The following is a 12,972-nucleotide window of genomic DNA, read 5'->3' on the forward strand; positions in this document are numbered from 1 at the left end:
GAACCGGCATGCCGCAGCGGGGTCGCCCAGGCGCCCGAACGGGCACCGGTACGTTGGATCATCAACGCGAGTACAACTCGACGATCAGCGATTCATTGATTTCGGAACCGAACTCATCGCGGTCCGGCACCTTCTTGAACACGCCTTCCATCTTGGAGATGTCGACTTGCACCCAGGCCGGCAGACCGATGGAGTCAGCCAGCTTCAGGGCGTCAGCGACGCGCAGCTGCTTCTTGGCCTTCTCGCGGATCGCGATCACATCACCCACCTTGACCTGGTACGAGGCGATGTTCACCACGATGCCATTCACGGTCAGCGCCTTGTGCGACACCAGCTGGCGCGCTTCGGCACGGGTCGAACCGAAGCCCATGCGATAGACGACGTTGTCCAGGCGGGTTTCCAGCAGGCCCAGCAGGTTGGCACCGGTGTTGCCCTTGCGACGCTCGGCCTCGGCGAAGTAGCGGCGGAACTGACGTTCCAGCACGCCGTACATGCGCTTGACCTTCTGCTTCTCGCGCAACTGCAGACCGAAGTCAGAGGTGCGGGAACCGGAAGTACGGCCATGCTGGCCCGGCTTGGATTCGAACTTCGCCTTGTCGCTGATGGCGCGACGGGCGCTCTTCAGGAACAGGTCAGTGCCTTCGCGGCGAGACAGTTTCGCCTTGGGGCCAAGATAACGTGCCACTGCAGTGTCCTTTGTCTAATCTGACGCGACCCGACCGAAGGCTGCACAGGCAACGGCACGGCGGACCACGCAAGTCTGGCGGGTATTGTTGGATGCGCTCAGACGGTGGCGTCCTGCACAGGCGCGCAAGACACGCGGCTGTATCGGACTGAGAGTTGAAACAGCCGACGGCGAATTGCTCCGCAGTCGGCGTTTCAGGTAACTCTAAATTATAGCGAGGGCAGCGCCCTCACTGCAAGTTAGATGCGGCGACGCTTTTGGGGGCGGCAGCCGTTGTGCGGGATCGGGGTGATGTCCGAGATCGAGTTGATCCGGATGCCCAGCGAAGCCAGCGCACGCACCGAGGACTCGCGGCCGGGGCCCGGGCCCTTGATGCGCACGTCCAGGTTCTTGATGCCCTGCTCTTGCGCAGCGCGGCCGGCCATTTCGGCAGCCACCTGGGCAGCGAACGGGGTCGACTTGCGCGAGCCCTTGAAGCCCTGACCACCCGACGACGCCCAGGACAGCGCGCCGCCCTGACGATCGGTGATGGTGATGATGGTGTTGTTGAACGACGCGTGCACGTGGGCGATGCCGTCCGCCACGTTCTTGCGGACCTTCTTGCTCACACGCCGCGCGGCGCTGTTGGCAGGGGACTTGGCCATGTCTTTATCTCTTCAGATGTTCGGTTCGAGCCGGGCTCACTTCTTCAGCGCGGCAGCACCCTTGCGCGGACCCTTGCGGGTACGGGCATTGGTACGGGTGCGCTGGCCGCGCATCGGCAGACCACGGCGATGACGGAAACCGCGGTAGCAGCCCAGGTCCATCAAACGCTTGATGTTCATGGACTGTTCGCGGCGCAGGTCGCCTTCGATGGTCAGCTTGCTGACTTCGTCCCGGATCTTTTCCAGGTCGCCGTCAGTCAGGTCCTTGACCTTCTTCGAAAAGGGGATGCCGACCGCTTCGCAGATCTTCTGCGCCGTCGTACGGCCGATGCCGTAGATGTAGGTCAGACCGATTTCCGCGTGCTTTTGCGGCGGAATGTTGATACCAGCAATACGTGCCATGGTGCTTCCTTGGATTCGCTCTCAGCTCAACCTTGCCGCTGCTTATGGCGGGGGTCGGTGCAGATCACGCGCACCACGCCGTGGCGGCGGATGATCTTGCAATTGCGGCACATCTTCTTCACAGATGCTGCGACTTTCATGATCTTCTCCTTGACCTTCTCTAACACTCACTTCGCCCGGAAGACGATGCGAGCGCGACTCAAATCGTAAGGCGTCATCTCGACCGTCACCCTGTCACCCGGCAGGATCCGGATGTAGTGCATCCGCATCTTGCCGGAGATGTGACCCAGAACCACATGCCCATTTTCCAGTTTGACCCGGAAGGTGGCGTTGGGCAGGTTTTCCAGAACTTCACCCTGCATCTGGATGAGGTCGTCTTTCGCCATGTTCAACCCACGCTGAACCGTAGCCTGTTCAGCTTGCCTTGAAATTCGCCTTCTTCAGCAATGATTCGTACTGCTGACTCATCACGTAAGACTGCACCTGGGCCCAGAAGTCCATCGTCACCACCACGATGATCAACAGAGAGGTGCCGCCGAAATAGAACGGCACGTTGTACTTCAGAACCAGGAACTCGGGCAGCAGGCACACCAGGGTGATGTAGATCGCGCCGGCAAAGGTCAGACGCGAGAGGATCCTGTCAATGTGCTTGGCTGTCTGATCACCAGGACGGATCCCGGGGATGAAGGCACCGCTCTTCTTCAGGTTGTCGGCCGTTTCCCGGCTGTTGAACACCAGGGCCGTGTAGAAGAAGCTGAAGAACACGATCATCGCAGCGTAGAGCAGCACGTAGATCGGTTGTCCCGGCGACAGGGCCGACGAGATGTCCTTCAACCAGCGCATGTTGTCACCGGTGGCGAACCAGCCCACCACCGTCGCCGGCAGCAGGATGATCGACGACGCGAAGATCGGCGGGATCACGCCCGACATGTTCAGCTTGAGCGGCAGGTGCGACGATTGACCGCCATACACCTTGTTGCCCACCTGACGCTTGGCGTAGTTCACCAGGATCTTGCGTTGACCGCGCTCGACGAACACCACCGCAAACGTCACCAGGACGACGATCGCCAAGATGAACAGACAGGCGATCACGCTCATCGCACCGGTGCGCACCAGTTCGAACAGACCCCCGATCGCACTGGGCAGGCCCGCCGCGATACCGCCGAAGATCAGGATCGAGATGCCGTTGCCCAGCCCGCGCTCCGTGATCTGCTCACCCAGCCACATCAGGAACATGGTGCCGGCGACCAGGCTGACCACCGTGGTGATCCGGAAGCCGAAGCCGGGGTCCAGCACCAGCCCCTGCGAGCCCTCCAGCGCCAGGGCGATGCCCAGCGACTGGAAGATGCCCAGCAACAGGGTACCGTAGCGCGTGTACTGGGTGATCTTGCGACGACCGGCCTCACCTTCCTTCTTCAGTGCCTCCAGGCTCGGCACCACGTAGGTCATCAACTGCATGATGATCGAGGCCGAGATGTAGGGCATGATGCCCAGCGCAAACACCGTGAACCGCGACAGGGCGCCACCCGAGAACATGTTGAACAGGTTCAGGATGCCACCCTGCTGCCCCTGGAACAGGGACTGCAGTTGATGCGGGTTGATGCCGGGCACGGGAATGTGCGCACCGATCCGGTAGACGACCAGGGCCAGCAACAAGAAGGTCAGCCGGCGACGCAGGTCGCCGAACTTACCAGTCTTGGCCAGCTGATTGGGAGCGGTTGCCACGAGCGTGGGATCCTCTGATGACGATCAGACTCAGGCGACCTGGCCGCCAGCGGCCTCGATGGCGGCCTTGGCGCCGGCAGTCGCGCCGATGCCCTTCAGGACCACCTTCTTGGACAGCTCGCCCGACTTGATGACCTTCACGTTCTTCACGATCTGGGCCACCAGGCCGACCTGCTTCAGGGCCAGCACATCGACTTCCGCCAGGTCCAGCGCCTGCAGCTCACTCAGCGTGACCTCGGCGTTGTACTTCAGCAGGGCCGACTTGAAGCCGCGCTTGGGCAGACGACGCTGCATCGGCATCTGGCCGCCCTCGAAGCCGACCTTGTGGTAGCCACCGGCACGCGACTTCTGCCCCTTGTGACCACGGCCGGCCGTCTTGCCGAGGCCGGAGCCGATGCCGCGACCCACGCGACGCTTGACGTGCTTGGCACCGTCAGCGGGCTTGATGCTATTGAGTTCCATGTTGCTTTTCCTTGTACCGGTGGGCGCCTTACAGCACCTGGACCAGGTAGGCAATCTTGTTGATCATGCCGCGCACAGCGGGCGTGTCCTCAAGGACGCGCTCGCTGTTCAGACGACGCAGGCCCAGGCCACGCACGGTCTCGCGGTGAGACTGCTTGCAGCCGATCGGGCTCTTGACCAGCTTGACCTTGAGGGTCTTCTTGGCTTCAGTCATTGCGATTCTCCTGAGCCGATCAGTTGAAGATCTCTTCCACCGACTTGCCGCGCTTGGAAGCGACTTCAGCCGGGGTGGTGAGGTTCTTCAGCGCGTCCAGCGTGGCGCGCACCATGTTGTAGGCGTTCGACGTGCCGTGGCTCTTCGCCACGATGTCGGTGATGCCCAGCACTTCGAAGACGGCACGCATCGGGCCGCCAGCGATGATGCCGGTACCCGCGGGAGCGGGCATCATCAGCACGCGGGCAGCGCCGTGCTGGCCTTCCACGCGATGGTGGATGGTGCCGTTCTTCAGGCTGACCTTCACCATGCTGTGGCGGGCCGATTCCATGGCCTTCTGCACCGAAACCGGCACTTCCTTGGCCTTGCCCTTGCCCATGCCAACGCGACCATCGCCATCACCGACCACGGTCAGCGCGGCGAAGCTGAGGGTGCGACCACCCTTGACCACCTTCGTCACGCGGTTGACCGCGATCATCTTTTCCTTCAGGCCGTCGTCATTGGCTTCCGCCTGAGCGCGGGGAGTGAACTTTGCCATTTCTGTATTCCTTCGCGATCAGAACTGCAGACCGGCTTCACGCGCCGCGTCGGCCAGTGCCTTGATGCGGCCGTGGTAGGCGAAGCCCGCACGATCGAAGGCCACCTTCTCGACGCCAGCGGCCTTGGCCTTCTCGGCGATGCGCTTGCCGACCAGGGCCGCGGCAGCAGCGTTGCCGCCATTGCCGGACAGCTGCTCGCGCAGTTCCTTTTCCACGGTCGACGCCGAAGCCACCACCTTGGCGCCGTCTTCGGAGATGACCGACGCGTAGATGTGGGTGTTCGAACGGTAGACCGTCAGGCGAGCGACGCCTTGCTTGGCGATGCGGGCGCGGGTTTGGCGCGCACGACGCAGACGCTGTTCTTTCTTGTTCAGCATGGTGTCGCTCCTTACTTCTTCTTGGTCTCTTTCAGGACCACGCGCTCATCGGCGTAGCGGATACCCTTGCCCTTGTAAGGCTCGGGCGGCCGGAAGGCACGCACCTCGGCAGCCAACTGACCCACCACCTGGCTATCAGCGCCCTTGATGATGATTTCCGTCGGAGTCGGGGTGGCGACGGCGATGCCAGCAGGCATCTCCTTCACGACCGGGTGCGAGAAGCCAATTTGCAGGTTCAGCTTCTGCCCTTGGGCCTGGGCGCGAAAGCCCACGCCGACCAGGGTCAGCTTCTTCTCGAAACCCTTGCTGACACCGCTGACCATGTTGGCCAGCAGCGCGCGGACGGTGCCACTCATCGCATTGGCTTCGGTCGTTTCATTGACCGGAACCACCTGCAGCGAGGCACCCTCTTGCTTGACCGTCACCAGCGTGCTCGTCGCACGAGCCAGGCTGCCATTGGCGCCCTTCACGGTGATTTGGTCCGCAGCGATCTTGACGTCCACGCCCTGCGGGACGGCGATCGGCATCTTTCCAACGCGGGACATTTGCTCGACTCCTTCCGTTAGGCCACGTAGCACAGCACTTCGCCACCGACACCGGCAGCGCGCGCCTTGCGATCGGTCATCACACCCTTCGGGGTCGTGACGATCGCCACACCCAGGCCATTCATGACCTGAGGGATGGCGCCACAACCGCGGTAGATGCGCAGACCAGGACGGCTCACGCGCTCAATGCGCTCGATGACGGGGCGGCCAGCGTAGTACTTCAGGCCGATTTCCAGCTCATTCTTGCCAGCCTCGCCCTTGATGGCGAAACCGTCGATGTAGCCTTCGTCCTTCAGCACCTGGGCAATGGCCACCTTGAGCTTGGACGACGGCATCACAACCGTGGTCTTCTCGACGGCCTGCGCATTGCGGATGCGGGTCAGCATGTCGGCGATGGGATCACTCATGCTCATAGCGTTTTCTCCAATTCGCCTCGATTACCAGCTGGCCTTGATCACGCCAGGAATGTCGCCCTTGAAGGCGAGTTCGCGGATCTTGTTACGGGCCAGACCAAAGGTGCGGAACGTGCCGCGCGGACGACCAGTCAGGCCGCAACGGTTGCGCAGACGGGTCGGGTTGGCATTGCGGGGGAGCTTCTGCAGCTCGAGGCGAGCCAGGTAACGCTCTTCGTCCGACTTGTTCGCGTTGTCGATGATGGCCTTCAGCTCGGCGTACTTCTTCGCGTACTTGGCCACCAGCTTCTCGCGCTTGTCTTCACGCTGCTTGAGGGAAAGTTTAGCCACGTGTCACCTCAGTTCTTGAACGGGAAGCGGAAGGCAGCCAGCAGGGCCTTGCACTCTTCGTCGGTCTTGGCGGTCGTCGTGAACGAGATGTTCATGCCACGGATCGCGTCGATCTTGTCGTACTCGATTTCCGGGAAGATGATCTGTTCCTTGACGCCGATGTTGTAGTTGCCGCGACCGTCGAAAGCACGGCCGGAGATACCACGGAAGTCGCGCACGCGGGGCAGTGCGATCGTCACGAAGCGGTCCAGGAATTCGAACATCCGGGCGCTGCGCAGCGTCACCATGCAGCCGATGGGCACACCGTCACGGATCTTGAAGCCGGCGATGGCCTTGCGGGACTTGGTGACCACGGGCTTTTGACCGGCAATCTTGGTCAGGTCGCCCACGGCGTGCTCCATGACCTTCTTGTCGGCCACGGCCTCGCTCACGCCCATGTTCAGCGTGATCTTGGTCAGGCGCGGCACTTCCATCACCGACTTGTAGCCAAACTTGGCCATCAGGTCGGGCACCACCTTCTCTTTGTAGAAGGCCTGCAGCCGGGACACGACTGCGGCTTGTTGCTGTTGACTCATGCTGGATACCCGCCTTAAGCCTTGATCTCTTCACCGGAGGACTTGAACACCCGGACGCGCTTGCCATCGGCAGCGGTCTTGATGCCCACGCGGTCCGCCTTGCCGGCCGCCGCGTTCCAGATGGCGACGTTCGACTGGTGGATCGGCATGGTCTTGTCGACCACACCACCGGTCGTCCCCTTCATCGGGTTCGGCTTCACGTGCTTCTTGGCCACGTTGATGCCTTCGACCACCACATGGTCGGCATCAATGCGCTCCAGCACGGTGCCACGCTTGCCCTTGTCACGACCGGTCAACACGACCACATGGTCGCCCTTGCGAATCTTGTTCATCGCGTTTCCTTTTTCCGCACCCGGCCGATCAGAGGACTTCCGGTGCCAGCGACACGATCTTCATGAAGCGCTCGGAGCGCAGTTCACGCGTCACCGGGCCAAAGATACGGGTGCCGATCGGCTCCAGCTTGCTGTTCAGCAGCACAGCGGCATTGCCATCGAACTTGACGAGCGAGCCGTCCTGGCGACGCACACCCTTGGCGGTGCGCACGACCACGGCACTGTAGACCTCGCCCTTCTTCACGCGACCACGCGGGGCAGCATCCTTGACGCTGACCTTGATGATGTCACCGATGCCGGCATAGCGACGCTTGGAGCCGCCCAGCACCTTGATGCACATGACGGTCTTGGCGCCAGTGTTGTCCGCGACATCGAGCCGCGATTGCATTTGGATCATGTCAATTCCCCAACTTGCTCCCGCACCCCATCACCCCCTTGGCGACGCGTGAGCGGTCAGTATTGGGCCCGTCTTGCAGGTCATAGACCTGCCGGTTGGGCTGAAACCAAAGCGGCCTCGACTGGGTTTTCCACCTGGCACCCCTCACACAAGGAGCACAAAGCGAAAGTACAGCCGTACCTTTCTCCGGCGAAGCTCAGCATTATCCACAGTCCACCCACCACTGTCAACAGCGAACAGACTGCAAAACGAAAAAACCGGAAGGCACCTTCGGCACCTTCCGGCTCCCTGCGAGGATGGCGTGGAACGCCACCCCGCAGCCCCGTCAGACCAGACGGGCCTTTTCGACCAGGCGGGTCACCACCCAGCTCTTGGTCTTCGAGATCGGACGCGACTCGGCGATCTCAACGGTGTCACCCATGTGGAACTCGCCCTTCTCGTCGTGGGCGTGGTACTTGCGGGATTGACCGACGATCTTGCCGTACAGCGGGTGCTTGACGCGGCTTTCCACCAGCACGGTGACGCTCTTGGCACGCTTGTCGCTCACCACGCGACCAATCAGGGTGCGCGTGTTCTTGGTGGCTTGGGTCTCGCTCACTTGGCGGCTCCCTTCTTCTCGGCCAGGATCGTCTTGGCACGCGCGATGTCACGACGGGTGTTGCCCAGCAGCGAGGTGTTGCCCAGCTGCTGCGTGCCCTTTTGCATGCGCAGGTTGAAGTGCGCCTTCAGGAGGTCAGAGACTTCCTTCTCGAGCGCAGCGACATCCTTGGCGCGCAGTTCAGATGCTTTCATGAATGCTCCTCTCAGGCGCCAACCTGGCGGGCCACGAAGGTGCAACGCAGGGGCAGCTTGGCAGCCGCCAGCGTGAACGCTTCACGGGCCAGCTCTTCCGGCACACCGTTGATCTCGTAGAGCACCTTGCCGGGCTGGATCTCAGCCACGTAGTACTCCGGGTTGCCCTTACCGTTACCCATACGGACTTCGGCGGGCTTTTGCGAGATCGGCTTGTCCGGGAAGATCCGGATGAAGATGCGGCCACCGCGCTTGATATGGCGGGAGATGGCACGACGGGCAGCCTCGATCTGGCGGGCGGTCAGACGACCGCGCTCGGTCGCCTTCAGGCCGAACTCACCGAAGGACACCGCAGCGCCACGGGTGGCGACACCGGTGTTGCGGCCCTTCTGTTCCTTACGGAACTTGCGACGGGATGGTTGCAGCATGCTTATTCTCCTTTGCCCTCGCCGGCAACCGGAGCGGCCTTGCGGACGCGCTTCACGGCAGCCGGGCCAGCGCCGGCCTCGGCGGGCTTGTCGCCACGCGGGGCACGGTCACCCGGACGACCACGACCGGCCGGCGCGCCCGGACGGGCGTTGCGGCGCGGACGGCGATCCTCTTCGGGGCCTTCGCTCTTGATCACGGGAGCCTCGCCATTGGCCAAGCGGTCACCGCGGTACACCCACACCTTCACGCCGATCACGCCGTAGGTCGTCTTGGCTTCGGAGAAGCCATAGTCGATGTCGGCCTTCAGGGTGTGCAGGGGCACGCGACCTTCGCGGTACCACTCGGTGCGGGCAATTTCGATGCCGTTCAAACGGCCGCCGGACATGATCTTGATGCCCTGGGCGCCCAGACGCATCGCGTTCTGCATCGCGCGCTTCATGGCGCGACGGAACATGATGCGCTTTTCCAGCTGCTGGGTGATCGAGTCGGCGATCAGCTGAGCATCGATTTCGGGCTTGCGCACTTCCTCGATGTTCACGGCCACCGGCACGCCCAGACGCTTGGTCAGTTCGGCCTTCAGGTTTTCGATGTCCTCACCCTTCTTGCCGATCACCACACCCGGACGGGCGGAGTAGATCGTGATGCGGGCGTTCTTGGCAGGACGCTCGATCAGGATGCGCGACACTGCGGCGTTCTTCAACCGGGCCTTCAGGTACTCACGCACCTCCAGGTCTTCGGCCAGCATGCCGGCGAAGTTGCGGTTGTTCGCATACCAGCGAGACGCCCACGCACGCGTGACGGGCAGGCGGAAGCCGGTCGGATGGATTTTCTGTCCCATGGTCTTCCTTTAGCCTCAGTTGCCCACGGTCACGTAGATGTGGCAAGTCGGCTTGCTGATGCGGTTGCCGCGGCCCTTGGCGCGAGCGGCGAAACGCTTCAGGGTCGTGCCCTGCTCCACGTAGATCGAGGTGACCTTCAGTTCGTCAATGTCAGCGCCGTCGTTGTGCTCGGCGTTGGCGATCGCGCTTTCCAGCGCCTTCTTGACGATACCGGCGGCCTTCTTCTGGGTGTAGGTCAGGATGTTCAGAGCCTGATCCACCTTCTTACCGCGGATCAGGTCCGCCACCAGGCGACCCTTGTCCACAGAGAGGCGCACACCACGGACGATTGCTTTGGTTTCCATCGTCGGTGCTCCTTACTTCTTGGCCTTCTTGTCCGCAGGGTGACCCTTGAACGTGCGGGTCAGCGCGAACTCGCCCAGCTTGTGGCCGACCATCTGGTCGGTCACGTACACGGGAACATGCTGCTTGCCGTTGTGCACGGCAATCGTCAGACCGATGAAGTCAGGCAGGATCGTCGAACGACGAGACCAGGTCTTGATCGGCTTCTTGTCCTTCGTGGCCACAGCCTTTTCGGCCTTGGCCTGAAGGTGATGGTCCACGAACGGACCCTTCTTGAGTGAACGTGCCATGGTCCAGCCCTTACTTCTTGCGACGCGAGACGATGAAAGTCTGCGTGCGCTTGTTGTTGCGAGTGCGGTAGCCCTTGGTCAGCGTGTTCCACGGCGACACCGGAGCCTGGCCCTCGCCCGTGCGGCCTTCACCACCACCGTGCGGGTGATCCACCGGGTTCATGGCAGTACCGCGGACGGTCGGACGGATGCCCTTCCAGCGGATTGCGCCAGCCTTGCCGTACTGACGCAGGTTGTGCTCTTCGTTGCTCACTTCACCGATGGTGGCGCGGCAATCGATGTGGATCTTGCGCACTTCACCGGAACGCAGGCGGACCTGCGAGTAAGCGCCTTCGCGGGCCATCAGCGTCACGGAGGTACCGGCCGAGCGAGCGATCTGCGCACCCTTGCCAGGCTGCAGCTCCACGCAGTGGATGGTCGAACCCACGGGGATGTTGCGGATCGGCAGGGTGTTGCCAGCCTTGATCGGCGCTTCCGAGCCGCTCAGGATGGTGGAACCGACTTCCAGACCACGCGGGGCGATGACGTAACGACGCTCACCGTCGGCGTAGCACACCAGCGCGATGTGGGCCGTGCGGTTCGGGTCGTACTCAATGCGCTCCACCTTGGCAGGGATGCCGTCCTTGTTGCGCTTGAAGTCCACCACGCGGTAGTGGTGCTTGTGACCACCGCCCTTGTGACGGATGGTGATGTGACCGTTGTTGTTGCGGCCGGAGTTCTGCTTCTGGGGTTCCAGCAGCGAAGCTTCGGGAGCGCCCTTGTGCAGGTGCTTGTGCACCACCTTCACGACGGCACGACGGCCGGCGGAGGTTGGTTTGACTTTGACGACTGCCATGATTTACGCGGCCTCCCCGGAGAAGTTGAGCTCCTGGCCGGCCTTCAGCGAGACATACGCCTTCTTGACGTGGTCGCGACGGCCCATGTTCTTGCCGAAGCGCTTGACCTTGCCCTTCACGTTGACCACTGCCACGGACTCGACTTCGACCTTGAACAGCTGCTCGACAGCCGCCTTGATCTCAGGCTTGGTGGCGTCACGCAGGACCTTGAACAGGACCTGGTTGTGCTTTTCAGCGACCTGGGTGGCCTTCTCGGAGATCACCGGCGCGATCAGCACCTGGGCCAGACGGCCCTCATTGAACTTGGCGCTCATGCGTACATCTCCTTGAGCTGCTCCACGGCGGCCTTGGTCACCAGCACCTTCTTGTAGAAGACCAGCGACAGGGGATCGGCGTAACGCGGCTCGACAACCAGCACGTTGGACAGGTTGCGCGAGGCCAGGGCCAGGTTGTCGTCCAGCTGGTCGGTGATGACCATCACGGAGTCCAGACCCATGGCCTTGAACTTCGAAGCCAGCAGCTTGGTCTTGGGCGCGTCCACCGTCAGCGAATCCACGATCGCCAGACGGCCATCGCGGGCCAGCTGGGACAGGATGGTCGCCATGCCGGCGCGATACATCTTCTTGTTGACCTTCTGAGAGAAGTTCTCTTCAGGGGTGTTCGGGAAGGTGCGACCGCCCCCACGCCACAGCGGCGACGAGGTCATACCGGCACGTGCATTGCCGGTGCCCTTCTGGCGGAAGGGCTTCTTGGTCGAGTGGTGAACCTCGCGACGGGTCAGCTGCTTGCGCGTGCCGGAACGGGCGTTGGCCTGGTAGGCCACCACGATCTGGTGCACCAGCGCTTCGTTGTAGTCGCGGGCAAACACGGTGTCAGGAGCATCCACCTTCGAGGTGGCCTGACCTTGTTCGTTCAGGAGCTCGAGTTGCATCAGTTGGCTCCCTTCTTGCCCTTGACCTTGACGGCAGGACGCACGACCACATGGCCGTTCTTGGCGCCCGGCACCGCACCCTTGACCAGCAGCAGCTGGCGGGCTTCGTCCACGCGGACGATGTCCAGGTTTTGGGTGGTCACGGTCTCGTCGCCCATGTGACCGGTCATCTTCTTGCCCGGGAACACGCGACCCGGATCCTGCGCCATGGAGATCGAGCCCGGCACGTTGTGCGAACGGCTGTTACCGTGCGACGCGCGCTGCGAGCCGAAGTTGTGGCGCTTGATGGTGCCGGCGTAGCCCTTACCGATCGAGGTGCCTTGCACATCGACCTTTTCGCCCGCGGCAAACAGCGTCACGGGCACGGTGGCGCCAGCCTTGTATTCGGCAGCGACCGACGCCTCGACGCGGAATTCCTTCAGGATCTCACCGGCTTCGACACCTGCCTTGGCGAGGTGGCCAGCTTCCGGCTTGGTCACGCGCGATGCTTTGCGCGTACCGAACGCCAGCTGAACGGCGTTGTAGCCGTCGGTCTCGACGGTCTTGATCTGGGTGACGCGGTTGTTGGACACATCCAGCACGGTCACGGGGATGGCGTCGCCATCGTCCGTGAACACACGCATCATGCCCACCTTGCGGCCCAGCAAGCCGAGACGGTTGCTCAGACTCATGGTTTTTCTCCGCCCCTTCTGGTCTCCAAGGACTCGAAGGGCTGGTTTTCACAGACCCGACATCGATTGGCCGGGCCGACGGTTCCCGCTGCGCGCGCTCTCCCCGAAGAGAGATCGCCCGAAACGGACAGTGGACGAAAGGCCGCCCGAAGGCGGCCAATCGTCCAAAAGCTTGCGAGTATAGCAGTTACGGCGCAAGCCG

26 protein-coding genes are annotated in these 12,972 nt (G+C 62.4%); all 26 read right to left on the reverse strand.

The features are described 5' to 3' along the window. Positions 1–61: 61 nt before the first annotated feature. The 26 genes from rpsD to rplC all read right to left on the reverse strand — a co-directional run bounded on the left by rpsD (position 62) and on the right by rplC (position 12,770). Entirely contained in the window at positions 62–685 is a 624-nt protein-coding gene (gene rpsD, locus KGA65_RS12290; RefSeq protein WP_225863389.1) for a 30S ribosomal protein S4, read from the reverse strand. Positions 686–924: 239 nt separating this feature from the next. After that, entirely contained in the window at positions 925–1,329 is a 405-nt protein-coding gene (rpsK, locus tag KGA65_RS12295; RefSeq protein WP_022982209.1) for a 30S ribosomal protein S11, read from the reverse strand. 36 nt (positions 1,330–1,365) lie between these two features. After that, positions 1,366–1,731 carry a 30S ribosomal protein S13 gene (gene rpsM / locus KGA65_RS12300; RefSeq protein ID WP_225863390.1) on the reverse strand — a complete coding sequence of 122 codons (366 nt, stop codon included), beginning with the start codon at positions 1,729–1,731 and terminating at the stop codon, positions 1,366–1,368. Positions 1,732–1,757: 26 nt separating this feature from the next. Continuing rightward, positions 1,758–1,871, reverse strand: coding sequence for a 50S ribosomal protein L36 (gene rpmJ, locus KGA65_RS12305; protein WP_026096976.1), 114 nt, complete (start codon positions 1,869–1,871; stop codon positions 1,758–1,760). Between the two features lie 27 nt (positions 1,872–1,898). Further along, positions 1,899–2,117 carry a translation initiation factor IF-1 gene (infA, locus tag KGA65_RS12310; RefSeq protein WP_225863391.1) on the reverse strand — a complete coding sequence of 73 codons (219 nt, stop codon included), beginning with the start codon at positions 2,115–2,117 and terminating at the stop codon, positions 1,899–1,901. Between the two features lie 28 nt (positions 2,118–2,145). Continuing rightward, positions 2,146–3,456 (reverse strand): preprotein translocase subunit SecY, encoded by a 1,311-nt coding sequence (gene secY, locus KGA65_RS12315; protein ID WP_225863392.1) that lies wholly within the window; start codon positions 3,454–3,456, stop codon positions 2,146–2,148. Positions 3,457–3,486: 30 nt separating this feature from the next. Beyond that, complete coding sequence (rplO, locus tag KGA65_RS12320; protein WP_225863393.1) at positions 3,487–3,918, reverse strand: 50S ribosomal protein L15; 432 nt, start codon at positions 3,916–3,918, stop codon at positions 3,487–3,489. A gap of 28 nt (positions 3,919–3,946) precedes the next feature. Then, a complete protein-coding gene (gene rpmD, locus KGA65_RS12325; RefSeq protein ID WP_225863394.1) occupies positions 3,947–4,132 on the reverse strand; it encodes a 50S ribosomal protein L30 in 186 nt (61 codons plus the stop codon). 19 nt (positions 4,133–4,151) lie between these two features. Then, positions 4,152–4,670 (reverse strand): 30S ribosomal protein S5, encoded by a 519-nt coding sequence (gene rpsE, locus KGA65_RS12330; RefSeq protein WP_225863395.1) that lies wholly within the window; start codon positions 4,668–4,670, stop codon positions 4,152–4,154. Positions 4,671–4,688: 18 nt separating this feature from the next. Further along, on the reverse strand, positions 4,689–5,048 hold the full coding sequence (gene rplR / locus KGA65_RS12335) for a 50S ribosomal protein L18 (protein WP_022982216.1): 360 nt from the start codon (positions 5,046–5,048) through the stop codon (positions 4,689–4,691). Between the two features lie 11 nt (positions 5,049–5,059). After that, positions 5,060–5,593, reverse strand: a complete 534-nt coding sequence (rplF, locus tag KGA65_RS12340; protein ID WP_225863396.1) for a 50S ribosomal protein L6 — start codon at positions 5,591–5,593, stop codon at positions 5,060–5,062. A 17-nt stretch (positions 5,594–5,610) separates the two neighbouring features. Then, positions 5,611–6,006 (reverse strand): 30S ribosomal protein S8, encoded by a 396-nt coding sequence (gene rpsH / locus KGA65_RS12345; protein WP_225863397.1) that lies wholly within the window; start codon positions 6,004–6,006, stop codon positions 5,611–5,613. A 24-nt stretch (positions 6,007–6,030) separates the two neighbouring features. Further along, positions 6,031–6,336, reverse strand: coding sequence for a 30S ribosomal protein S14 (rpsN, locus tag KGA65_RS12350; protein WP_225863398.1), 306 nt, complete (start codon positions 6,334–6,336; stop codon positions 6,031–6,033). Between the two features lie 8 nt (positions 6,337–6,344). Next, on the reverse strand, positions 6,345–6,884 hold the full coding sequence (gene rplE, locus KGA65_RS12355) for a 50S ribosomal protein L5 (RefSeq protein ID WP_225863481.1): 540 nt from the start codon (positions 6,882–6,884) through the stop codon (positions 6,345–6,347). Positions 6,885–6,925: 41 nt separating this feature from the next. Then, positions 6,926–7,243: a 50S ribosomal protein L24 gene (gene rplX, locus KGA65_RS12360; protein ID WP_225863399.1), complete on the reverse strand. Its 318-nt coding sequence runs from the start codon at positions 7,241–7,243 to the stop codon at positions 6,926–6,928. A gap of 28 nt (positions 7,244–7,271) precedes the next feature. Further along, complete coding sequence (gene rplN, locus KGA65_RS12365; RefSeq protein WP_225863400.1) at positions 7,272–7,640, reverse strand: 50S ribosomal protein L14; 369 nt, start codon at positions 7,638–7,640, stop codon at positions 7,272–7,274. A 325-nt stretch (positions 7,641–7,965) separates the two neighbouring features. Beyond that, on the reverse strand, positions 7,966–8,238 hold the full coding sequence (gene rpsQ / locus KGA65_RS12370) for a 30S ribosomal protein S17 (protein ID WP_225863401.1): 273 nt from the start codon (positions 8,236–8,238) through the stop codon (positions 7,966–7,968). Then, positions 8,235–8,432, reverse strand: coding sequence for a 50S ribosomal protein L29 (gene rpmC, locus KGA65_RS12375; protein ID WP_225863402.1), 198 nt, complete (start codon positions 8,430–8,432; stop codon positions 8,235–8,237). Before rpmC ends, rpsQ begins: the two co-directional genes overlap by 4 nt. Before the next feature lie 11 nt (positions 8,433–8,443). Then, positions 8,444–8,860: a 50S ribosomal protein L16 gene (gene rplP, locus KGA65_RS12380; protein ID WP_225863403.1), complete on the reverse strand. Its 417-nt coding sequence runs from the start codon at positions 8,858–8,860 to the stop codon at positions 8,444–8,446. 2 nt (positions 8,861–8,862) lie between these two features. After that, positions 8,863–9,699, reverse strand: a complete 837-nt coding sequence (gene rpsC, locus KGA65_RS12385) for a 30S ribosomal protein S3 (protein ID WP_225863404.1) — start codon at positions 9,697–9,699, stop codon at positions 8,863–8,865. A 15-nt stretch (positions 9,700–9,714) separates the two neighbouring features. Next, positions 9,715–10,044, reverse strand: coding sequence for a 50S ribosomal protein L22 (gene rplV / locus KGA65_RS12390; protein ID WP_225863405.1), 330 nt, complete (start codon positions 10,042–10,044; stop codon positions 9,715–9,717). Positions 10,045–10,056: 12 nt separating this feature from the next. Then, positions 10,057–10,332: a 30S ribosomal protein S19 gene (gene rpsS / locus KGA65_RS12395; RefSeq protein ID WP_022982228.1), complete on the reverse strand. Its 276-nt coding sequence runs from the start codon at positions 10,330–10,332 to the stop codon at positions 10,057–10,059. A gap of 10 nt (positions 10,333–10,342) precedes the next feature. Then, entirely contained in the window at positions 10,343–11,167 is an 825-nt protein-coding gene (gene rplB / locus KGA65_RS12400) for a 50S ribosomal protein L2 (RefSeq protein ID WP_225863406.1), read from the reverse strand. 3 nt (positions 11,168–11,170) lie between these two features. Further along, on the reverse strand, positions 11,171–11,482 hold the full coding sequence (gene rplW / locus KGA65_RS12405; protein WP_225863407.1) for a 50S ribosomal protein L23: 312 nt from the start codon (positions 11,480–11,482) through the stop codon (positions 11,171–11,173). After that, complete coding sequence (gene rplD, locus KGA65_RS12410; RefSeq protein ID WP_225863408.1) at positions 11,479–12,099, reverse strand: 50S ribosomal protein L4; 621 nt, start codon at positions 12,097–12,099, stop codon at positions 11,479–11,481. The genes rplW and rplD overlap by 4 nt, the downstream gene beginning before the upstream one ends. Beyond that, on the reverse strand, positions 12,099–12,770 hold the full coding sequence (rplC, locus tag KGA65_RS12415) for a 50S ribosomal protein L3 (protein ID WP_225863409.1): 672 nt from the start codon (positions 12,768–12,770) through the stop codon (positions 12,099–12,101). Before rplC ends, rplD begins: the two co-directional genes overlap by 1 nt. Positions 12,771–12,972: the final 202 nt, after the last annotated feature.

Origin of the sequence: Ideonella benzenivorans (genome assembly GCF_020387415.1) — a bacterium.
GTDB classification, from domain to species: domain Bacteria; phylum Pseudomonadota; class Gammaproteobacteria; order Burkholderiales; family Burkholderiaceae_C; genus Ideonella; species Ideonella benzenivorans.